Consider the following 20,625-nt stretch of genomic DNA (forward strand, 5'->3'; position numbering starts at 1 on the left):
CCTGGCGACTGTTCGGGTTCGATGGAACGACGGACCTGGCCCCGGCTCTGACGCGGGCTTTAACGCCCAAGGGGGTAGCGGGCTCCGGTCCGTCACCGCAGGGAGGAGCTAGATCCGATGCGGCAATCGTCAAGTTACAAGGGGGGTATATCCGCACCACGCCGACGGCCAGCACTGCACTCTTCAGCGGCAGCACCGTGGAAAGAACGGGGTGTACCCGCACCACGCCTAAGACCAGCACCAAGCCCACCCGGACCACGCCCACGCGAGGCCACCCCCTAAATGGCCACCCCCACCCAGCCCATCGCCGACCTCTCCGCAGCCCTCGTCACATCCCCGGTGCCGATCGCCCACTGGCTCGTCATCGCCCCCGTGGCGCTCTGCATCACCCTTGGCGCCATCCTCCTGATGGCCCGCGGCTCCGTGCGCCTTCAAGCATGGCTCGCCATCCCCGGCCTGGCGCTGCTCGTCGCCCTCGACGCCGCACTCCTCGTCAAGGTCATGGCCGACGGCCCGCTCACCATGGTCATGGGCCGCTGGCTGCCGCCGTTCGGTATCGCATTCACCGTCGATACCCTCTCCGCCGTCATGGCGCTGACGGCGGCGATTGCGGCACTGGCAGGCGGCATCCACGCGCTTTCCGATATCGACGAAACCAACCGGCGCTACGGCTTCTTCCCGTTCCTGCTAATGCTGATGGCCGGCGTCACCGGCGCGTTTCTCACCGGCGACGTCTTCAATCTCTACGTCTGGTTCGAGGTGCTGCTGATCTCGTCCTTCGGCCTGCTGATATTGGGCTCCGAGCGCAAGCAGATCGACAGCGCGATGAAATACGCCGTCCTCAATCTCCTCGGCACCACGCTGTTCCTGATCGCCGTCGGCATCCTCTATGCCATCTTCGGCACGCTCAACATGGCCGATATCGCCAGCAAGGCAGGCGAACTCAGCGAAACCGCGCCGCTGACCACGCTGGCGGCCCTCTTCCTCTTGGCCTTCGCCATGAAGGCTGCCGCCTTTCCGGTCAATTTCTGGCTGCCTGCCTCCTATCACACCCCGCGCATCGTCGTGTCGGCACTCTTTGCCGGCCTGCTCACCAAGGTCGGCATCTACTCGTTGATCCGCGTGCTGGTGGTGCTGCTGCCGCTGGAGCGCGAGGAGCTCAGCCTGCTGATCGCCATCACGGGTGCTGCCACCGCCATTTTGGGCGCGCTCGGCGCGCTGGCGCAGGATGATGTTAGAAAGCTGCTCGGCTATGTCGTCATCTCGGGCATCGGCAACATGCTGATCGGCATCGCCATCGGCACGACAGGCGCACTGTCCGGCACCGTCTTCTATGCCCTGCATTCCATGCTGCTGATGACGGCGCTCTATCTCGCGGCCGGCCAGATGGCCTTTCTCGGCGGCAGTTTCTCGCTGACGAGGCTGGGCGGTCTCTATCGCCGCAACGGCCTCTTCGCCGCCATCTCGCTCATCCTCTTCTTCGCCGCCTCCGGCCTGCCGCCATTTTCCGGCTTCTGGCCGAAGCTCATCCTGGTCAAGTCCTCGCTCGATGTCGGCGCCTGGTGGCTGGCAGCGGCCGTGCTGATCAGCGGCTTCCTGACGACGATCTGCTTCGGCCGCGTCTTCCTGCTCGCCTATTGGCGCCCGGCCACCGAAAGCGCCGAAACCCATGTCGCCACCGGCTGGAGGACGATGCTGCCGCTTCTGCTTCTTACCGTCTTCATCGTCGGCTTCGGCCTGCTGCCGGAACGCCTGCTGGCGCTGACGCAATCTGTCGCCACCGAGCTCACCGATCCCTATCCCTATATCGAATCCGTCTTCCCGGGAGGCGTCGCGCCATGATCGCCTTGCTTCTCAATCTCCTGCTGGCGATCGCCTGGGCAGCACTCAGCGGCAGCACCTCGGCCCATAATCTCGTCCTTGGCTTCGCGCTCGGCGCGCTGGCGCTCTTCCTGGTGCGCGAACCGTTCGGAGCCAAGGCCTATCTCTGGCGCCTCTGGGCGATCACGTCGTTGGCGCTGCTGTTCATCAAGGAGCTCGCAATGTCCGCCATCAAGGTGGCGACGACGGTGCTTAGTCCCGAGATGAACCTGAAGCCCGGTATCTTCGCCTTTCCGCTCACCGTCGATCGCGATTTCGAAATCACGCTGCTCGCCAACATGATCACGCTGACGCCGGGCACGCTGTCGGTCGATGTCTCCGATGACAGGAAGACACTCTACGTCCATGCGCTCGATTGCGCCGATCCGGATGCGATCCGGCGCGATATCGCCAACGGCTTCGAGCGCAAGATCATGGAGGCGTTTCGATGACACCCGACGCGATCGTCTCCATCTCCGCATCCGTGGCCCTCGTCATCCTCGCCGTCACCTTCCTCGTCGCATCCTGGCGGGTCATCGTCGGGCCGACCTTGCCGGATCGCATCCTGGCGCTGGACACGCTGTCCGGCACGGCGATCGGCTTCCTCGCCGTCGTCGCGGTCAAGACCGGCTTCGCGCTCTATATCGATATCGCAATCTCGCTCGGCCTCGTCGGCTTTCTCGCCACCGTCGCCTTCGCCCGCTTCGTTCTGTCGCGCGGCCCGCTGCCGGGTTCGGCTGGACCCGTGGCGGCGCAAACGGATAAAACCGTCCGCCCGGCCTCGAAAAAGCCCGATGCGAAGGTGAAGAGCGATGCCAAGCTGAAGATCAAGGCCGCGCCCGCGCGCAAGACGAAGAAGGACAGGACATGATGGATTACATCACCGCCATCGTCGTTTCCGTGCTGCTCTTGTCGGGCGCGCTTTTCGCGCTGGCGGCGGCCCTTGGTATAGTCAGACTGCCGGATTTATACACGCGCATGCACGCCGCCTCGAAAGCCGGAACGGTAGGCTCGGGTCTGTTATTATTTGCGGCCGGCATCGAATCAGGAGAAATCGCGGTATTTGCACGTTCGCTTGCTGGTTTCGTGTTTTTTATACTGACGGCTCCGGTCGCCGCTCATCTCTTGGCCAGGGCGGCACACAAGACAGGTTATCGTCTGTTACCGCCTTCGGTGCGTGACGATCTTCTTGAAAGGTAAGAGTGCTATATATTCAAGATTTTAAGCAGTTTTTTGCAGTTTTAAGCAGATGTGAGGATGATTAATGTTTCCTTCGCGCTATACTAATTCTTGGGATAGAGGCGTTTTTTGACGGATATATATGAAATATTAATTGGCGTTTTCGCAAAACGGTGATAATTGATGCTCAAGTAGAGTTCTGATATTGAATTAGAATCACATTGCATAATTCCTCGGTCGCTTTGAATTTCAATGTTTAATTGAGGGTCGTGTGCGGGTGTGTGCGTACTAATGCAAGATCAGGCAGTATAAGAACGGGTTTCGGCCTCAGGAATCTAGGGGTGGATTTCAGTTTTTCGAAACATGTAGCCGCAGACTGAGTTTTTTGCTGTTCGCTCTACGATAGCGGTCTTGAGCCAAGGAGGCTTTAGACCTTTTGAGCATGCAAACAGGAGAAACGAAATATGACGGATACTGCAGCCGGAAGCGGGCCAGAATTGCTGGTCGAGCTTACCGCGGATATCGTCGCAGCGTATGTCAGCAACCACGTCGTGCCGGTTGGCGACCTCGCCAATCTTATTTCGGACGTGCATTCGGCGTTGAGCAACACGTCGACGCCGACACCGGCCATGGCTGTCGTTGAAAAGCAGAAGCCTGCTGTCTCTGTGCGCAAGTCCGTCCAGGATGAGCAGATCACCTGCCTCGAGTGCGGCGGCAATTTCAAGTCGCTCAAGCGCCATCTGATGACTCACCACAGCCTCTCGCCTGAAGAATATCGCGAAAAATGGGATCTGCCGGTCGACTACCCGATGGTAGCGCCTGCCTATGCCGAGGCGCGCTCGCGCCTTGCCAAGGAAATGGGTCTCGGCCAGCGCCGCAAGCGCGGCCGCGGCTGATAGATTTGTCGCATTGAACGATCACGATCAGCCGGGCGAGAGCCCGGCTTTTTCGTATCCGCGCATGTCTCCCGAAAGTGGACACCGGTTTCGGGATAAAGACATGCGGCAAGCAAAGAAGGCGTTAAGACGACGAGGAAAATAATCCCAAATAATTTCAATCCTCGTTAAAATTCGTGAGCGAAATCAGCCGAAATCGATCAAGGCGCGCTTTCGTTTATCCCCGTTCCTGTATAGCGTGTATGAATTAATTCCTATTCATAGGAGTATTCATATGCCGATTGGACATTTTTCCCCGCCCGGCGCCGCGAATGCGCCGCTGTCCCCGCTTTATGGGGAAGAGCAGACCGTCCTCTCAAGGGATGATCGCCCGCCGTCGGCCACGGATGCCGTGCGCACCGTCTGCCGCATCTGCCAGGAAGTCACGACCGAGATGGTGATGATCGCCGGCCAGCGTGTGCAGATGCGCCGCGACCGCCGCCGCACGCTCTGCCACATCAGGCAGATCGCCATGTATGTCTGCCACGTCGCGCTGCAGATCCCGCTGCATGAGATCGGCACCGGCTTCGGCCGCGATCGCACCACGGTCAGCCATGCCTGCCACGTGGTCGAGGATCGCCGCGACGATCCCGCCTACGACGAATTCGTCGCCGCCGTCGAGCGCACGGTGAATTCCATCTTTCGGTCCGGTGGAGGACACGGCCATGAGTAAATCGGCAAAGACCAAGACAAAGCCGGCCGCTTCGCAAAAGCCGATGGTGAGACTGCTGAAGCTGCTCATCCGGGGTGAGGCACGGCGACTTGATGGCGAGGGGAGCGATATCGACATCCTCTTCGCCGACGGAACGGCCGCCGGCTTTCCCTTGAGCTTGATCGCCGAAGCCCGCGCCTCCGGCCTCATCGAGGAGCAGGGTGAATTATTGCGCGCATCCAATCAGGCGCGCGCCTATCTGCGCCGCGCGGCCGCCGAGGCCGATGAGGCCTTTCTCACCCAGCACGCGGATATCGAGACGAGCGCCCGGGAAGTCGACGGCGTCGTCAGGCGGCTGCGGGTCAACAAGGATGAATCGCCGCTCGCAAGCCTCGAGCGTCTGAAGGACCGCGACGGCGCTGCCTTCATGCCCGAGGCCGCGATCAAGGCCGGCGAGAGGCTGCACGCCGATTTCACCCGTGCTCAGCTGCAGCCGCGCGTCACCGCCTCCTGGGAACCGCGGCTCTCAAGCCGCGCCAGCGGCGGACGCGGCGGCATGGCGGATCTGACCGACAGCGCCGTCGCCGCCCGCCTTGCCGTCAATCGCGCGCTGGAGGCGTTGGGGCCGGAACTGTCGGGCGTGGCGCTGGATGTCTGCTGCTTCATGAAGGGGCTTGAGACGGTCGAGCGCGAGCGGCAATGGCCGGTGCGCTCCGCCAAGCTGATGCTGCGCACGGCACTCATGGCGCTCTCGCGCCATTATAACCCGCAACCACCATCCCGCCGCCCGCGCATGGAGCATTGGGGCACGCCGGACTATCGTCCGGAACTCTGGTCCTGATCGTTCAATCTGAAAAGAAAGGCTGGCTTTACGCCGCCGCCCGCAGCCGCGCTTCCTCGCGGATGCGGTTGACCATCGAGCGCAGCCCGTTCGAGCGCTGCGCCGACAGGTTCTCGACAAGACCCATCTTGCCGAACACCTCGAAGGCATCCAATGCCGCGATCTCCGAAGCGGTCTTGCCGGAATAGGTGGCAAGCACGATCGCCACTAGCCCGCGCACGATATGCGCGTCGGAATCGCCCTCGAAGGTCATCACGGGATTGTCGCTGTCGTCGGAGACATGCGTCACCAGCCACACCTGGCTCGCGCAGCCCATCACCTTGTTTGATGATGTCTTCTTCTCGTCCGCGAGATCAGGCAGCGCTTTGCCGAGTTCGATCACATAGCGATAGCGATCTTCCCAATCGTCCAGGAAGGTGAAATCGTCGATGATCTGATCGAGGGACGTCATGCAAATGGCCTTTCGTTGTCTCCCGATCATATAGGGGAGATGCGGCCAGATTTGAACTGTTAAAAAGAAACGCCGCGAAGGATGGGCATCCTCGCGGCGCAGCAAATTGCTGAAGAATAAACAGGGCAGGCACGTCAGGCACAGGGCGGGGCCATTGGCCGGCGCCGGTGCAAGCTTTGGGTGCGGCGGTGGCCGCGGAATTCGTTAGATCGCCGGACGCGGGGTCGGCAGCGGAATGGTGCCGGTCGTGACCCGATCGGTCGCGACATGGGCGGCGGCCGGGCTGTCTTCGCCGTCGTCAACAGGCGGGCGGTAAGGCATCGGCTGGTTCAGCGCCACGGTGCGGTCATCGCGCAGCTGCTGCGGAGCGGCTGCCGTTGCCGGCTCTACGGTCGTCGCAGGCGCCAGGCCGACGGAAGGTGTCGCGGTCGTGGCAACCGTGGCGCTCTTGCCGCTGCCGAACTTGCTGTCGAGCAGTTCAAAGGCAACGAGGGCGCCGGAGCGGGCCCGCTCGCCGAGAACGCCGAGCGTATTGGCGCCCTTGGCGCAAACCTCAGGCTTTTCGCCGCACATGCCGCTCAGATAATCATAGGCGCCGGTCACGGCGACGAAAGCGTCTGCAATCTGCAATGTCGATCCGGTCTGCGTGTTCGTCTGGCGCTCGCCGCTGAAGAACGACAAGGCGACGAAGAGAAGCCCGAGCCAGATCGATGATTTGAATAGAAACCACATGTTCGTTGCCCATCCTGTTTTCCCGCTCGGTCTTGCCGCCGAATCAGGTCCGTCTTCCGGTGTGATTTCACCCTAGCCAAAACTTGCGAATGCCGGTTTTCGAAACTCGGTGGCATTTGCGTCAAATTTAGTTCAAATTTTAATCGAAACCGCATTCGGCGCATTTCGGTCGAATTGTAGCCATTGGCGTTAAGCATGCCATGAGCCACCTCCTGTAATTGCAGGCTTTCCTTGAAGCGCGTTCGCCCCAAGCGTTAACGACTTGCCGAAAAATGAGCGAAATCCGTCGCTTACTCGCTGTTAACCGTAAAAAACAAAGGGCCCTTCCGGTGGCCCAAAATGGGACTTTTCGCGCTTTCCGGCCGGGGAGCGGCACTTTCCCTTATTCTTTCCTTAAGCGCCCGGGGCCTATTCTTGGGCCTCTGTGAAGAGCCTTTTTAGGGCGGGTATTGCGTGCTTGTATTGAGTGACATCGTGGATCGGGCGACAGCCCTCGTGGACCGGGCGGCGGATCGCTGGCTCTCCCGGACGGGAGGAAGTGCCGCGGTGCGCCAGCGCGAGCTGACCATCCTGCGCCGGCTTGCGCTTCTGTCTTCGGCAGCACTTGTCGTCGCGCCCGCTGCTCTCTCCATCGTCACCAGCCCGGCCGTCGCCCTTCCGGCAGGCGTCGCCGCCGTCGTCGGCGGCTTCCTGTTTTCGGCCGTCGGCAGCATCGCGCTGTCGCGCCAGAGCATCGTCACCTCGGGTGTCGCCACCCAGTCGGCCGAAGAGTTCTTCATGGAAGCCTCGGCCGGCCTCATCCTGTTTCTCGATCCGCAAGGCTCCGTCGTCAATGTCGGCGGCCGCGACAAGCGCGATTATCTCGCCTGGATGCGCGCGCCTGACGGGCGCAGCTTCATAGAGCAGATCCACGTCTCCGACCGCATCCTCTTTCTGCAGGCGCTCGACCGGCTGCGCCAGGGCGAGGAGCAGGCGGCCGTTGATCTCCGGCTCGAGCGTCCGTCGGTCTCGGTCGACAATCGCCAGTTCTCCCATCTCAGAACCGATCTCACCGCGCGCCGCGATAGCGATGGCGCGCTGATCAGCGTCGTTGCCCAGCTGCGCGATGTCTCCGCCGAGCATCAGCTCCGCGTCGAGGCCGAAGCCCATGCCGCCGATGCCCGCTCGGCCAATGATGCCAAATCGCGGTTCCTGGCCGCCGTCAGCCACGAGCTGCGCACGCCGCTGAACGCCATTCTCGGCTTCTCCGATATCCTGATCGGCGAGTATTTCGGCAAGCTCGCCAATGAGCGCCAGCGCGAATATGTCGGCCTTGTGCGCGATTCAGGCGCGCATCTGCTCTCCGTCGTCAACACCATGCTCGACATGAGCAAGATCGAGGCCGGCCGCTACGAGCTGGTGCTGGAACCCTTCGATATCGCCACCGTCGTGCGCTCCTGCGAGGCCATGCTCGGGCTGCAGGCCAAGACCAAGGGCGTGTCGCTGACGAGCCGCATCCAGCGCGGTCTCGACGAGGTCGTCGCCGATCAGCGCGCCATCCAGCAGATCCTCATCAATCTGGTCGGCAATGCCGTCAAGTTCACCGAAGCCGGCGGCGCGATCTCGCTCGACGCCTCGGTGCGCGACGGCATCCTGACGCTCTGCGTCTCCGATACCGGCATCGGCATCCCGGCCGACAAGCTGCAGCTGCTCGGCCAGCCTTTCGTGCAGATCCAGAACGATTACACCCGCCGGTTCGAGGGCACGGGCCTCGGCCTGTCGCTGGTCAAGGGCCTTGTCGCGCTGCATGGCGGCGATTTCGCCATCGCCAGCACGCCGGGCTCCGGCACCATCATCACGATCTCGATTGCGGCGGATGGCTCCGGCGTTCCCGTCATGGACCTCTCGGCCAATCACCCGGTCGAGTTTCCGCCGCGGCTGAAAGCGTCGACTGGCATGACCGACATCTTGGAAGAGGGGCTTTTCGATGGCCGCGAGCAAGCGAAAATCGCCTAAGGGAAAGAGGGGCAGGCAGAAGCCGAGCCTTCTTCTCACCGGGGCTGCCGCCGTTGGCGGTTTGGGGCTGCAGGGCATTGGCGTGCTCGGCGGCGTCATCGGCCGCAATCCGTCGATCACGGGCGGCACGGCCGCCTTCCTCGTCATCTTCTCCTTCGTCGCCGCCAATGCGCTCTGGTATCAGCCGGGCGTGCACCCGCACCCGTTCCTGCGCACCCGCGACAGCCTGTTTCCGAGCGCGCTGATCGGCCGTCCGCCGGTCGAGGAACACACCGGCGAAGTCACCACCTTCAAGATCGAGCGTGAAGGCGAGGGCGAGGCGAACAGCGCCGAGACCACCAACGCCGTGCCGCCGGCACCGGTCGCCGGCCAGCCCGCGAACCAGCTGGTCATGGACATCCAGGCCGAACTCGTCCGCCGCGGCCTCTATAACGGCGCGCCCGACGGCGTCATCGGCCCGCGCACCAGCGCCGCCATCCTGTTCTTCGAGGAAACCGTCGGCATGCCGCAGAGCGGCGACGCCACGCCCGAAGTGCTGGCAGCACTCAGAACCGACGCCATCGGCCCATCCGCCATTCCCACCGAACGCCCACGCGAGGACGTCTCGGCCCAGGCGCTCGCCGAAGACCCGGTCGCCGCCGCCATCCGCAGCGCCGAACACCAGGTGAAGACCGCCCCGACGCCGAAAGCGGCCCCCAAGCCCGCCCCGGTTTCGGCCCCGACAGCCCAGGTGCCAGTCCGGCAGGTCCCGGTCCAGAAGATCTCGGCCCCGAAAAACGCGCTGGAACCCGTCCCGGCCAGGCAAACCTCTGCCGCCCGCGCCGCCGCAACGCCCTCGACCTCGCCGTCCTCGACCTTGAACAGCGTCGATCTGGTCCTGAAGATTCAGCAGGGCCTCGCCAACATGGCCTACACCAATGTCGGCGTCGACGGCGTCGTCGGCGAACAAACCCGCGTCGCCATCCGCCATTTCCAGAAGCACTACAACCTGCCTGAAAACGGCGAGCCCAGCGAGGCGGTGCTGAAGAAGCTCAAGGATATCGGCGCGCTCTGAGCGGGTTATACCCAGCCACAATTATGACGTGAATTGCTACAAGAAAGACACCACTGTCAAAGTGGGGCGTCGATGCATCGTTTCGTCATGTTGGTGGCCGCAGCTATGACCTCCCTTGGTTACTCCACGGTCGTCGCGGCTGGGGCAGAGAGCAAGCCTTACGAGTTCCCGGTGCGCTATGCCGTCGTTATCGACAACGCCGAACCGATCTCGGGCGAGGTGACCTGCAAAAGCGACCGGGATTGCGAGTTGCTTGATCACAAGAAGCCGGAGATCAGGCTTGTCCTTCGCGGACAGAGCCCGGTGCAGTATATATCCGCCTCCTGCTCCCCCAATTGCCTGCTCTGGCCCGAACACCCAATCATTACCCCGCAAGAGACGCCGCAGTTGATGAAGCTCGATTTGTCCGTAGGCGAAAACCCCAGCCCGAGCGCCGTGCTTCTGAAGAGGCACCGGATAGGAACGATCTTCATCGCTTATTGAGCTTGGCCGCCTCGTTGCGGCCCCGCGCACACCGGTCTATACCGCCTGCATGAGACTTCGCACCGACATCTTCGTATCCGCGCTGCTGCGCCGTGTCTTCGCCAAGGGCGATTTCGCCGCTGTCGAGAAGAAGGGCGCCGACGAGGCTGGGGCGGTCTTCATCCGCCAGCATTTTCGCGATGGCTCCGAGACGCTTTATGGCCCCGCGCCGCAGAGCTTCTTCGATGAGGAGGACAGCGGCGAACGGCTGTTCGAGATCAGGCTCGAGCGCAAGGATGCGGATGACGTGAGGACGATGCTGGAGCGCGAGCGCAAGTTCGACAACGACCTCTGGGTCGTCGAGCTCGAAGCCGATGATGTCGCCGATATCGTGCCGCTCGCCAGGGAGAGCGACGACCGTTTCTAATCAGATCAGCGCGAACGTCCGACGAGCCGCATGGCGCGCGCCGGCGGCTGGTGGACGGCGCGGGCATGCGCGGTCTGCTGTGCGACCGGATGGGGCGCGGCCGGCGCCTGTTCCGGCAGATAGGTGTAGCTGTCGGCCCGGCGCCATGCCTCGACGCGGTCGCGGCATTCTTCCGGATCGAGTGCATCGAGCACCATCCACGCGCGGGTGACGCTGTGCTGCGCCTCGGCCAGATGCGGATAGAGCTTTTCGAGAACGAAGACGGCGTCGGAAAAATCCATGCCGATGCTGGTCAGCGTCGTCGCCATCTGCTGGCCCGACGTGTCGAGCATGATGCGCTCGGCAAGCCAGCGGCTGGCTGACAGCGTATCGGCAAGGGCGGTCGCGAAGGCGACCGCCTCGCGGCTGCGGGCAAAGCGCACCAGCAGCGCCGATTGCAGTGTCGAAAGGGTGCGAAGACCGAGCCGGTCGTTGTCGTCGCGACCGAGATGGCGCGCCAGACCGCGCAGCGTATCGCGAACCTCTTCCTCGCGCGCGCCGCCGGCGGCGGGCGTTTCGGCGGTTGTCGCCAGGGCAGGGGAATGTGTTGACTGAACGCTCTGCTTTTTCGCTGCCGCAGGCGGCACTTCGGTGGTCTGCTTCGGCTCGACGGGATGGACGGCGATCGTCTCGACCACCACGACCTCGGCGTCGGTTTCGATGGCGATGGTCTGCACTTCGACGGCAACAGGCGTAGCGGCAACAACGGACGCCGCATCGGTGGCCTCGGACACTATTTCGGTGACCAAAGGTGCAGCCTCTTGGGCAACGACCACCACCTTGTTGACCACGGGCGCAGCCTCGGCAACCACAGGCGCGACAGCTTCGACAGTCACAGCAACCGGTTCGCCGGTCGCGACCTTTACGCTCGCGGTCTCCGCGATGGCCTTAACCTGTCCAGCCTCCGACGCAACGAACGGCATCGCCGCACTGGCAAGAGCCTCGGCGACCTCTGCTCTGTCGACTGTTGGCGCCGGCTCGATCGTCTCCACCTGCCGCTTCGGCGCGGCATGGCGCAGCCCGACCAGCACGTCGATCACCCGAGGCGACAGCGCATCGCGGCTGACGATGGCGCGCATATGCTCGACGCCCTGCGTGCGGGCAACGGTGATCAGCGTATCGTCGTCGATGGCGGGCGAGGAGATGAGGAACGGGGCGGAAATGGCGATCGGCTGGCAGCCGATGAACAGGGCGACCGCCTGCGGAATGGCGGCGCATTGCGAGAGCGCGGCCACCGCCTGGCGCTTGGCGTCATCGGAGGAGGCGACGAAGAGGGGGGTGAACAATTCGGCGAACTGGCGAAGCTCCGATCGGGTCGGCGGCTGCAATCCCTCGAAACTGCTCACTGTCGCCATGAGAACCACGTCCTTCTTCCGGCTCGCGGAGGGGGCCTCTAGGTCTCGAAACCGGTCACGCACAAAACACACCCTGAACACTCTAGAGGGATGCCGCTGGCCTGGACGCGAAGACGCCTCTACCACATACGGGATATGAACAAATCCTACAGGGACACGGTTAACCGTTGCTGAAGATTTGAGGGGAATCGTCCCGAAATGGTGCTGCGCAACATCAACCGTTGCGGCGTCCGCCTGCCCGTTCGGTGCCCGTTAAACGAGTGATATGGGTGACTTGTATGGACGGCTCAAAGCGCCCGGTGTCCGCGCAGCGCGGTGAGCAGCTTGTCGGGATCGTCATAGCCGGGTGGTAGAGATCGAGCGCCGTGGAGGCGGCGACTTGCGCCTTCGAGCTCTTGATGTCGATACGCTTTTCCGCGCACCAGGCATCCAGCGCGTGGCGCAATATATCGAGATCCTCAGGCGAAAATGTCGACCCAATCATCAGAGACATCTGTCTGCCCACCCTGGTTAACCGTCAGACCCAGTCCCCAGATCAAATCCAGGGTCGGCCGCGTTTTGCCCTGCAGCCGATAATGCGACCTTAGCGGCATCTCGGCGAACTGCAATTAATATTTTTGTGATGTAAATTTGCAACATCGGTGATGGCGGAGCCCGTGTCCGGCGCCGTATCGCTAACTATATGATTTAAAGCTAAAATTTGCGACCAATGGAAATGGCGGATCTTTGCGATCGGCATGTAACCAAAGGGCGGGCCCCTGCGTTTTAATGGAGACCTCGATCGACAGGGATTCTCCGGCCGAATTTTAATATTCTGTTAACCACCGTCTGTCTCAATCCGGGAAGCAGAACGCGCTCCTTGTAAGGGGCGCCATCATACGCATCACGGTATTGTTCACGATATGCCGTGAGAAAGGCGCGAATGACCCGATGCCGGAAAACCCGGCCAAGGGTGCGCCGGTCCGCGCAGGCGGGCAGGGTGAGATCTGAGCTTCATCCGTCTCGGGCAGTGCAGGGAGACGACAATGGCAATAGTCATAGCATTGGCTGATCGTCTATCTCGGACGCCAGGCCGCAAGGAAAGATCATCAAGCGTGGAAGGATCGCCGCTCGAAGCGCAGATCCTGCTTTACACTGGCGTGCGCTACGAACGCCTGACCGACCCCGACAAGCCCACGGCCGTTCGCCGCGCCTCGCGCTCGAAGGGTAAGTAAGGCTCTAGTTGGAGGGAGCGAATTCCTCGCAACCGGCTTCCGACAGGAAGCTCTTGGCCGCCGCGTCGAAGCTCGTCTGCGGCGCCAGTGTTCGCAGAACCGCGTATCCGCCGGACCGCGTCGTCTCGACCAGGATCGTCCTCTGAAGCTCCTGCGGCAGCGACTTGCGCAATTCGGTCAACTGGATCGGGCTGCCGATCAATATGTCCACCGCGCCGCCGACCGAGGTCCGGTCGTTCATGCTGAAAATCTCGTTCGATGCATCGTCGAACAGCGCGATCGACCAGAAGGGCACGTTGCCCCTGGCCGTGAACCGCACCGGGTTCTCCTCGATATCGAAGGAACAGACAGCGGTCCGCACGAAGGGATCGTCGTTGGAAAGCCCCGCCGTGTCCTCGGTGCCTCCGAGCAGGTAAAACGTGTCGAGATCGCCTTCCGAGGCGACGCGCGTCGCCGCGTCCTTGCCGGTGAAATGCGGCAGCGACAGGATGATGACGAGATGCAGCAAAGCGGCGCCGAAAAGGCCTGCCAGAAGCGCGAACAAGACCCTAAGCATTGCCGCACCCTGTCTTCTCAAGCTTCGGCATCGCCAGATCGATGACGCCGGAACTGCCGGCCGTCGGCGTGTCGAACAGCGTCAGCACCAGCTGAAACGTGCCGGCCGCCGGAAGCGCCAGCCAGTTGTTCGGCCGGGCCCGGGTCGAGATATCGATGGTGAAGCTGCTGTCCGGCTGTCGCAGCACCGTCCACGAATTGAGCGCACCCGGCAGCCCTGGCTGCAGCGAGGCCGGATTGCCGGAATCATCAGATGTGAACAGCGTCCAGATCCGCGCCGGCGGCGTCTGCCCGGTGATCCGGTAGCTGCACCCCGCCTCCAGTCGATTGCCGGCGTCATCCACCTTGGCGGTGAACATCAGCCCCTCTGCCGACCCATAAAGCAGCCGGCCTGCGCGCGCCCGGTGCGATTTCGCGTAAGGATCGGCATTCTCCGTCTGCAACTCCGGAAACGCCTCCCACGCGCCGAGCTTGATGGCGCCGAAGCCGGCGGTCGCATTCAGCGCATAAAGCGAAACGAGTATCCCGCCGCCGAAAGCGATTATCAGCGTCATCGCGATAAAGAGAGGAAATCGAAACACCGGTCGCCCTTGATAGCCAAATCAGTTGAAAGGGTTACCACTGATTCTGGCTGGGCGGAATGGTGGAGGGGGAAAAGGTGGGGTGGTTTGACAGCATAACGCGTGGCGTTATATAACGTATAGCGTCATGACGGATGGCCGATGATCACCAGCTTCGCGAATGCCGAAACCGAAAAGATCTGGAACGGCGTCCGCAGCCGCAAGCTGCCCTCGGACATTCAGGCTGTTGCGCTCAGAAAGCTGCGTCTGCTCAATCAGGCGCGATCCGTGGACGATCTGCGCATACCGCCCGGCAACCGGCTGGAAGCCTTGAAGGGAAACCGCCGGGGGCAGTATTCGATCCGCATCAACGACCAGTGGCGCATATGTTTCATCTGGCATGAGGGAAGGGCAAGCGATGTCGAAATCGTCGACTACCACGACTGAAAGCGATCTTCTCCCCAGCCCGCATCCGGGAGAAATCCTGCTGGAGGAGTTCCTCAAGCCGCTGGAATTGAGCCAGAACGCACTGGCCCGCGCGCTTCAGGTTCCGCCGCGCCGCATCAACGAGATCGTTCTCGGCAAGCGCGGTGTGACCGCCGACACTGACCTGCGTTTGGCGCGCTATTTCGGCCTGTCGGAAGGCTTCTTCCTCGGCTTGCAGGCTGATCACGATCTGATGCAGCGACGCCGAGAAATCGGCGAAGACCTTCAGGCCATCGCGCCAAGGGCAGCCTAGCCCCTCACTCTGCGCTAGCCACCTTCTGCGCCGCCAGCGGTGTGGCCGTCTTCAGTTCCTCGCCGATATCCTTCAGCAACTTCGTCGATTCCACCGAGAGCATCCGCGGCCGGACCAAAGGAGGCGGGGCGCCGGCGGCGGGTTTGGTGGCGGCGATGGTCTTGGGGGGCGGGGGGGCGGTGACGCCGGGGATGGCGCGCAGGGTGATGCCCTGGTGGGCGTAGTCCATCAGGCGCTTGAAGGTCATGGCGGGCAGCGTGCCGCCGGTCATTTTGTTGGTCGAGGTGTAGTCGTCGTTGCCGAACCAGACGGCGGTGGTGAAATTGCCGGTGAAGCCGATGAACCAGGCGTCGCGATAGGCCTGCGTCGTGCCGGTCTTGCCTGCCGTGAGAATGCCGTTGTCGAGGGCTGCGCGCCTTGCGGTGCCGACATAGGGCACGCGCGACAGCATCTGGTTCATGTAGGCGTCGGCCTGCTCGGAGAGCACCCGCTTGGCCGGTGGCTCGTCCTTGTCGAAATCATAGAGAACGTCGCCGCCGTAATCGAGGATCTGGGTGATGCCGTGCCGCCGCGACTGGTAGCCGCCGGCCGGGAAGACCGCATAGGCGGTCGCCTGGTCCATGACGGTGACTTCCGAGGTGCCGATCGGGATCGTCACGTCGTTTCGAACCGGCGATTCCACGCCGAGATTGGTGGCCATGGCCCGGATGGGGGCGATGCCGAACTTCTCCTTGGCGAGACGCACGGGAATAGTGTTGATCGACTGCGCCACCGCGGTCGCGATCGTGATGCGGCCGGCATAGCGGTTTTCGTAATTGTGCGGGCTCCAGTTGCCCCAGGAGATCGGCGCGTCGACGACGATGCTGTCGGGCGTCATGCCGTTCTCCATCGCCACCGAATAGGTGTAGACCTTGAAGGAGGAGCCCGGCTGGCGCAGCGCCTTGGTGGCGCGGTTGAACTGGCTCTCGCCGTAATCGCGCCCGCCCACCATGGCGCGCACCGCGCCGCCGTTTTCGATCATCACCATCGCGCCCTGCTTGGCGTGATAGCTCTCGCCATATTCGCGCAGCGACGTTTCCATCGAATCCTCGGCCGCGTGCTGCAGGCCCATGTCGACGGTGGTGCGCACGATCAGCGAATGCTGGTGGAAGCGCGGCGAAAGCCGCATGGTTTCATCGAAGGCCCAGTCGAGGAAGAAATCGGGCGATTCCACCTGGTTGCGGTCGACGACGGTGGCCGGGCTGCGGCGTGCCGCGATCACCTGGCCCTCGGTCATCATACCGCTCTGCACGAGATTGGTGAGAACCTCGTTGGCACGGCCGCGCGCGGCCGGCAGGTTGACGTGGGGCGCGTATTTCGCCGGCGCCTTGAAGAGACCGGCGAGCATGGCGGATTCGGCAAGGTTCACATCGGTGATGTTCCTGCCGAAATAGAACTGCGCCGCCGCCGCCGCCCCGAACGTGCCGCCGCCCATATAGGCGCGGTCGAGATAGGTGGAGAGGATTTCCTTCTTCGACAGATTGGCTTCGAGCCAGAGCGCCAGGAAGGCCTCGGTGATCTTGCGGTCGATCGAGCGCTCGTTAGAGAGGAACAGGTTCTTGGCGAGCTGCTGCGTCAGCGTCGAGCCGCCCTGGACCACGCCGCCGGCCTGCGCGTTCGTCACGATGGCGCGGAAGAGGCCGATCACGTCGATGCCGAAGTGGCTGAAAAAGCGGCGGTCTTCGGTGGCGAGTACCGACTTGATCAGGCTGTCGGGCAGCTCGTCGATCGGCACGGAATTCTGGTGGATGACGCCGCGATGGCCGATCACGTTGCCATAGCGATCGAGAAAGGTGACGGCATAATCGCCGCGATTGCGCCAATCTTCCTTGGTAGCTTCGAATGCGGGCTGGGCAAGGGCAAGCATCAAGACGGCGCCGACCGAACCCCATGTCAGGCCTTCGCCGGCGAGTTCGACGACGACGCGCTTCCAGCCGCGAACGCGGAAGCGGCGGAAGAAGATGGTGATGTCTTCCCAGATTTCGGCGGAGCGGAAACCGGCGTTCCAGATGGTGGAATCGATCCAGGAATCGATCTTCAGCAGCAAGTGGCGTTTCTTGCGCGGCTGCTTTTCTGGATTGTCCGGATCCGTCACGTCTTATATTCCCGCCCGATCAGTCAGTTCGACGTCTGATAGACTGAGGTCGAACTATGGCAAATCTGCCGCTCGCATCCGGGGTAACCGGCGCAGGGTGAATCTTTGGTTGATTTGCCAACGAAGAACAAGAGAAATGGAAAGCACTCACGCGATTTTGCGGGTGCTGTTGCAAGAACGGAATGATGGAAGAGCAACCCTTCTGGAAGCAAAAGACGCTGAACGAGATGACCAATGCCGAGTGGGAAAGCATCTGCGACGGCTGCGGTCTCTGTTGTCTCAACAAGCTCGAGGAGTGGGATAGCGGCGATATCTACTTCACCTCGATCCGCTGCAAGCTGCTGGACAGCGAGAGCTGTAAGTGTTCCAGCTACCCCAATCGCTGGGATTTCGTGCCCGATTGCGTGCAGCTGACCAAACAGAATGTCGACGAAATCCCCTGGCTGCCGCCGACCTGCGGCTACCGGCTGCTGAACGAAGGGCGCGATCTCTACTGGTGGCATCCGCTGGTATCGGGCGACCCGGAGACGGTGCATCTCGCCGGCATTTCGGCGCGCGGCCGCACCATCGACGAGACCGGCATCGATGTCGACAACTACGAGGACTATGTCGTCGACTGGCCGCTGACAGTGGGCGACGATGCGCCGAAGACGCCGGATGAGGTGGGCAATCGCTGAGTGGATTCTGGCTGAATCGACTTATGGGGAAGGGATGACAACGAACTGTCTTTGCAGGGTTTTCGGCGCGGCGTTCTGCCAGGAGCGGCGCACCAAATCCTGCACCAGCGCGTCGCTCGCCAGCTGAAAGAACAGCCGCGTCGAGCCGCGCAGCCCCCAGCCGCCGGGAACCGCGATCGTCTCCTTCGGCGAGACCGCCAGCGTCATGTGCTGCTGCTCCGGCGTCAGCCTGACGACGCAATAATCCTGCTCCGGCATGGTCAGGAAAATCCGCGTCCGCACGCGAAAATCGCGTGTGCCGTGATGCGCGCTCTCGACCGCCTCGGGCAGGCTGAGCGCGAAGGATGCAAGCTCTTCGCGGGTCATGATCTTTATTTTAGCACAATAGAATATTGCGAGGCCAATCAGAAAAACTCACGCAGCCGCGCGCTGGTCTTCCCTTGCGCCGTCAGGCCGCTCCAGCTCGGTTCTCGCAAGTGCCCGCTGCAGCGCTTCGATGCAGATAGGGTCATGCGCCTGGCCGGCACCTTCCCACAGGATCGACAGCGCCTTGGAGATCGGCAGGGCGGCGCGATAGGGGCGGTCGGCGGTGAGCGCGTCGAACACGTTGGCGGTCGAGACGATCCTGACTTCCATCGGGATTTCATCGGCCAGCAGCCCGCGCGGATAGCCCTTGCCATCCAGCCGCTCGTGATGGGCGCCGCCAATGCGGGCGAGGTCGGAGAAGGCGCCGATATGGGAGAGGATCATTTCCGAGAACTCGGCATGGCGCTTCATCTGGCCCCACTCCTCGTCGTCGAGCTTGCCCGGCTTGTCGAGCACGCTGTTGCTGACGCCGAGCTTGCCGATATCGTGCAGCAGGGCGGCGCGGCGCAACAGCCGGCGTCCTTTCTCGTCGATCCCCATCTCCTCGGCGATCAGATCGGTAAACAGCGCCACGCGGTCGCTATGGCCTGACGTATAGGGGCTCTTGGCGTCGATGACGCGGGCGAAAGCGGCAGCGATATCATCGAGATAGTCGTCATCGGCCATGATCGCCTGCTGGCCGGGCTCGCTGTCGAGCACGATGGCTTCCAGCGCCTCGGACCGCAGCGTCTGCCAGAACTCGTCGCGGCTGGCGATGCGGATGAAGGCGGCGGCAAGCGCAGGGTCGAACCAGCTGCCGGCGCGCTTGCTGATCTCGGCGATGGCGGCCTCTCGCCCGGCGCTCATCTGGAAGATATCGGCCACTTGCGACAACAACGCGATGCGCGAATAGAGCGGGATCTCCTCGCCCGAGATGCCGAGCGGCTTTCCGCCGCCGTTCCAGTGTTCATCGAGGCTGAGCACGCCGTTGGCCACGCCCTCCGAGAAGCGCATCTGTCTGGCGATCTCGGCGCCGCGCTGGCAGCGGGTCTGGATCAAGTCGGTGGCGATGCGTCCGCCGTTCTGCAGGATGTTGACGATCCCACGGAAGCGCTCGGCAAGGCCGGCCTGCATGCCGGTATGCGAGAGCACGAAGCGCAGCACCTGGCTGAGGCTGCCATCGACCAGCTTGAAATCGCGCTTGAAGGAGAGGTCGTCGGCCATGTAGAGCTCGCAGATCCGCGCCGCATTGCTGCTGCAGCCGAGATCCTTGAGGAGCAGCGTATAATAGAGCTCCTGCAGCGCCTCATCCGCCATGCCGATCTCGCGGCCGATATGGGTGCCGATATAGCAGGCGCGGATGCAATGGCCGGGCGGCTGGCCCTCCGTGAGGTCGAGCGCCTTGCTCAATGCCTCGATAATCTCCGCTAGTCGTATCTGGATGGCCTGCATGTCGATCGCCCTTTGCTGCGATCCGTTCTAGCCGTGGCTTTCTTGAGGATTCATTGAAATATCGGGGGAAAGGCGAGAAAACCTATATTTATCAATAGATTAAACATAGATAAATTGCAATTCGACGGGACGTTGCAGGAGGATTTTCCGCATGTAGGAAAATAATCCTTGACGGCGTAACGGTGCTTTGATAGGGTTATGGCATAGTCGGAAAGTTGCGGGCAGGACGCGGCGAGGGGCATGGTCTCCTGGCTGGTCGATCATTGCCGCCGGCACCGCCGCTTGTCCACGCAACGACTGTTGCCACGGGATTTCCCCATGACCGATATCGACGATTTCGCGCCGGAGCTGTTTGGCCTTTGGCCGGCTCACCATGCTTATGAAAACGATCCCGCGCGGGCTCTCGACGTGGACAGGGCAAAGGCGGTGGCCAAGGCGTGTATGCTCGAGACCAAGTCCGCGGCATCGCCGGCCGAAGAGCTGCGGGTGCTCTTGAACGAGATGACGGCCGAGATGCGCGAGCAGTTTTCGGCCTTTCGTGACCTGCGAAGGGCAGCCGAGCAGGCGGCTTCCAGCGGTGGCGACGATGCCGCCGCCAAGCTGGCCCGCGCGGACCTCAAGGCCGCGACCGATGCCATGTCGTTGATCGTCCGCACGCTGGAGAAGATCGACCAGCTGCAGCGCCAGTTCGCCCGCGACCGCGAGCAGGCCGCCGAAGAAAGCGAAGCGGCGAGGGGGCTCGACCATGTCAAAGCGAAGTTCCTCGCACGCATCGAAGAGCGCGCCGAAGCCCGCGCCCGACAATTGCTGGCCGAATGGCAGCGCGACGGCGCTCCCCCAACCATCGATGACGGACCAGCGCTTGCCAGCCGCGAAGCCGAACCGGGTTGAGCGGCGCGTCGCGGACGCCAATACGGGCAAGGTCGCTGGCGCCTTGCTGGACTACAGTCATAAAATGGATGCGATC

General features: G+C 62.5%; 22 protein-coding genes and 3 pseudogenes. 15 read left to right on the forward strand and 10 right to left on the reverse strand.

Annotation, left to right across the window (positions count from 1 at the left end):
* Positions 1-282: 282 nt before the first annotated feature.
* The 7 genes from AC1DOG_RS09160 (at position 283) to AC1DOG_RS09190 (ending at position 5,467) form a co-directional block, all read left to right on the forward strand.
* A complete protein-coding gene (locus AC1DOG_RS09160) occupies positions 283-1,842 on the forward strand; it encodes a Na+/H+ antiporter subunit D (protein WP_477927471.1) in 1,560 nt (519 codons plus the stop codon).
* A complete protein-coding gene (locus AC1DOG_RS09165; protein WP_477927473.1) occupies positions 1,839-2,312 on the forward strand; it encodes a Na+/H+ antiporter subunit E in 474 nt (157 codons plus the stop codon). The genes AC1DOG_RS09160 and AC1DOG_RS09165 overlap by 4 nt, the downstream gene beginning before the upstream one ends.
* A complete protein-coding gene (locus AC1DOG_RS09170; protein WP_477927475.1) occupies positions 2,309-2,731 on the forward strand; it encodes a cation:proton antiporter in 423 nt (140 codons plus the stop codon). The genes AC1DOG_RS09165 and AC1DOG_RS09170 overlap by 4 nt, the downstream gene beginning before the upstream one ends.
* Positions 2,728-3,060 carry a monovalent cation/H(+) antiporter subunit G gene (gene mnhG, locus AC1DOG_RS09175; protein WP_477927477.1) on the forward strand — a complete coding sequence of 111 codons (333 nt, stop codon included), beginning with the start codon at positions 2,728-2,730 and terminating at the stop codon, positions 3,058-3,060. The genes AC1DOG_RS09170 and mnhG overlap by 4 nt, the downstream gene beginning before the upstream one ends.
* A gap of 443 nt (positions 3,061-3,503) precedes the next feature.
* Positions 3,504-3,935, forward strand: coding sequence for a Ros/MucR family transcriptional regulator (locus AC1DOG_RS09180; protein ID WP_018901192.1), 432 nt, complete (start codon positions 3,504-3,506; stop codon positions 3,933-3,935).
* A 274-nt stretch (positions 3,936-4,209) separates the two neighbouring features.
* A complete protein-coding gene (locus AC1DOG_RS09185) occupies positions 4,210-4,647 on the forward strand; it encodes a helix-turn-helix domain-containing protein (protein WP_477927479.1) in 438 nt (145 codons plus the stop codon).
* A complete protein-coding gene (locus tag AC1DOG_RS09190; protein ID WP_477927481.1) occupies positions 4,640-5,467 on the forward strand; it encodes a DUF6456 domain-containing protein in 828 nt (275 codons plus the stop codon). Before AC1DOG_RS09185 ends, AC1DOG_RS09190 begins: the two co-directional genes overlap by 8 nt.
* Positions 5,468-5,495: 28 nt before the next feature.
* On the opposite strand, the gene AC1DOG_RS09195 is transcribed toward AC1DOG_RS09190, so the two are convergent.
* Entirely contained in the window at positions 5,496-5,918 is a 423-nt protein-coding gene (locus AC1DOG_RS09195; protein ID WP_111561000.1) for a SufE family protein, read from the reverse strand.
* Positions 5,919-6,122: 204 nt separating this feature from the next.
* On the reverse strand, positions 6,123-6,650 hold the full coding sequence (locus tag AC1DOG_RS09200) for a DUF5330 domain-containing protein (protein ID WP_477927484.1): 528 nt from the start codon (positions 6,648-6,650) through the stop codon (positions 6,123-6,125).
* Between the two features lie 453 nt (positions 6,651-7,103).
* Between AC1DOG_RS09200 and AC1DOG_RS09205 the strand changes: the two genes are divergently transcribed.
* The 4 genes from AC1DOG_RS09205 (at position 7,104) to AC1DOG_RS09220 (ending at position 10,588) form a co-directional block, all read left to right on the forward strand.
* On the forward strand, positions 7,104-8,645 hold the full coding sequence (locus AC1DOG_RS09205; RefSeq protein ID WP_477927486.1) for a sensor histidine kinase: 1,542 nt from the start codon (positions 7,104-7,106) through the stop codon (positions 8,643-8,645).
* Positions 8,617-9,699 (forward strand): peptidoglycan-binding domain-containing protein, encoded by a 1,083-nt coding sequence (locus AC1DOG_RS09210; protein ID WP_477927488.1) that lies wholly within the window; start codon positions 8,617-8,619, stop codon positions 9,697-9,699. Before AC1DOG_RS09205 ends, AC1DOG_RS09210 begins: the two co-directional genes overlap by 29 nt.
* A 105-nt stretch (positions 9,700-9,804) precedes the next feature.
* Positions 9,805-10,182, forward strand: a complete 378-nt coding sequence (locus AC1DOG_RS09215) for a hypothetical protein (protein ID WP_477927490.1) — start codon at positions 9,805-9,807, stop codon at positions 10,180-10,182.
* A 49-nt stretch (positions 10,183-10,231) separates the two neighbouring features.
* Entirely contained in the window at positions 10,232-10,588 is a 357-nt protein-coding gene (locus AC1DOG_RS09220) for a DUF1491 family protein (protein ID WP_477927492.1), read from the forward strand.
* A 5-nt stretch (positions 10,589-10,593) separates the two neighbouring features.
* Here AC1DOG_RS09220 and AC1DOG_RS09225 read toward each other — a convergent pair.
* From AC1DOG_RS09225 to AC1DOG_RS09245, 5 genes and pseudogenes are all read right to left on the reverse strand, one after another.
* A pseudogene (locus AC1DOG_RS09225) lies at positions 10,594-11,268 on the reverse strand (DUF2336 domain-containing protein); the annotation flags it as partial.
* Between the two features lie 357 nt (positions 11,269-11,625).
* Positions 11,626-12,045: pseudogene (locus tag AC1DOG_RS09230) on the reverse strand (DUF2336 domain-containing protein); the annotation flags it as partial.
* 224 nt (positions 12,046-12,269) lie between these two features.
* A pseudogene (locus AC1DOG_RS09235) lies at positions 12,270-12,475 on the reverse strand (hypothetical protein).
* Positions 12,476-13,200: 725 nt separating this feature from the next.
* Complete coding sequence (locus AC1DOG_RS09240; RefSeq protein ID WP_018898956.1) at positions 13,201-13,752, reverse strand: DUF1254 domain-containing protein; 552 nt, start codon at positions 13,750-13,752, stop codon at positions 13,201-13,203.
* Entirely contained in the window at positions 13,745-14,332 is a 588-nt protein-coding gene (locus tag AC1DOG_RS09245; RefSeq protein WP_477927494.1) for a DUF1214 domain-containing protein, read from the reverse strand. The genes AC1DOG_RS09240 and AC1DOG_RS09245 overlap by 8 nt, the downstream gene beginning before the upstream one ends.
* A 141-nt stretch (positions 14,333-14,473) precedes the next feature.
* Here AC1DOG_RS09245 and AC1DOG_RS09250 point away from each other — a divergent pair, with 141 nt between their 5' ends.
* Together AC1DOG_RS09250 and AC1DOG_RS09255 are read left to right on the forward strand one after the other, a co-directional pair.
* Positions 14,474-14,758: a type II toxin-antitoxin system RelE/ParE family toxin gene (locus AC1DOG_RS09250; protein ID WP_018898954.1), complete on the forward strand. Its 285-nt coding sequence runs from the start codon at positions 14,474-14,476 to the stop codon at positions 14,756-14,758.
* Entirely contained in the window at positions 14,730-15,050 is a 321-nt protein-coding gene (locus AC1DOG_RS09255) for a HigA family addiction module antitoxin (RefSeq protein WP_477927496.1), read from the forward strand. Before AC1DOG_RS09250 ends, AC1DOG_RS09255 begins: the two co-directional genes overlap by 29 nt.
* A gap of 4 nt (positions 15,051-15,054) precedes the next feature.
* Here AC1DOG_RS09255 and AC1DOG_RS09260 read toward each other — a convergent pair whose 3' ends face one another.
* Complete coding sequence (locus AC1DOG_RS09260; RefSeq protein WP_477927498.1) at positions 15,055-17,184, reverse strand: transglycosylase domain-containing protein; 2,130 nt, start codon at positions 17,182-17,184, stop codon at positions 15,055-15,057.
* 185 nt (positions 17,185-17,369) lie between these two features.
* On the opposite strand from AC1DOG_RS09260, the gene AC1DOG_RS09265 reads away from it, so the two are divergent.
* Positions 17,370-17,861 (forward strand): YcgN family cysteine cluster protein, encoded by a 492-nt coding sequence (locus tag AC1DOG_RS09265; RefSeq protein ID WP_477927500.1) that lies wholly within the window; start codon positions 17,370-17,372, stop codon positions 17,859-17,861.
* Positions 17,862-17,882: 21 nt separating this feature from the next.
* Here AC1DOG_RS09265 and AC1DOG_RS09270 read toward each other — a convergent pair whose 3' ends face one another.
* On the reverse strand, positions 17,883-18,227 hold the full coding sequence (locus AC1DOG_RS09270; protein WP_018898950.1) for an MmcQ/YjbR family DNA-binding protein: 345 nt from the start codon (positions 18,225-18,227) through the stop codon (positions 17,883-17,885).
* Positions 18,228-18,275: 48 nt separating this feature from the next.
* A complete protein-coding gene (locus AC1DOG_RS09275; protein ID WP_477927502.1) occupies positions 18,276-19,658 on the reverse strand; it encodes an HD-GYP domain-containing protein in 1,383 nt (460 codons plus the stop codon).
* Between the two features lie 240 nt (positions 19,659-19,898).
* Here AC1DOG_RS09275 and AC1DOG_RS09280 point away from each other — a divergent pair, with 240 nt between their 5' ends.
* Positions 19,899-20,549, forward strand: coding sequence for a hypothetical protein (locus AC1DOG_RS09280; protein ID WP_477927504.1), 651 nt, complete (start codon positions 19,899-19,901; stop codon positions 20,547-20,549).
* The last annotated feature ends 76 nt before the right edge of the window (positions 20,550-20,625 follow it).

The organism is Rhizobium sp. 01N48 (assembly GCF_056399145.1).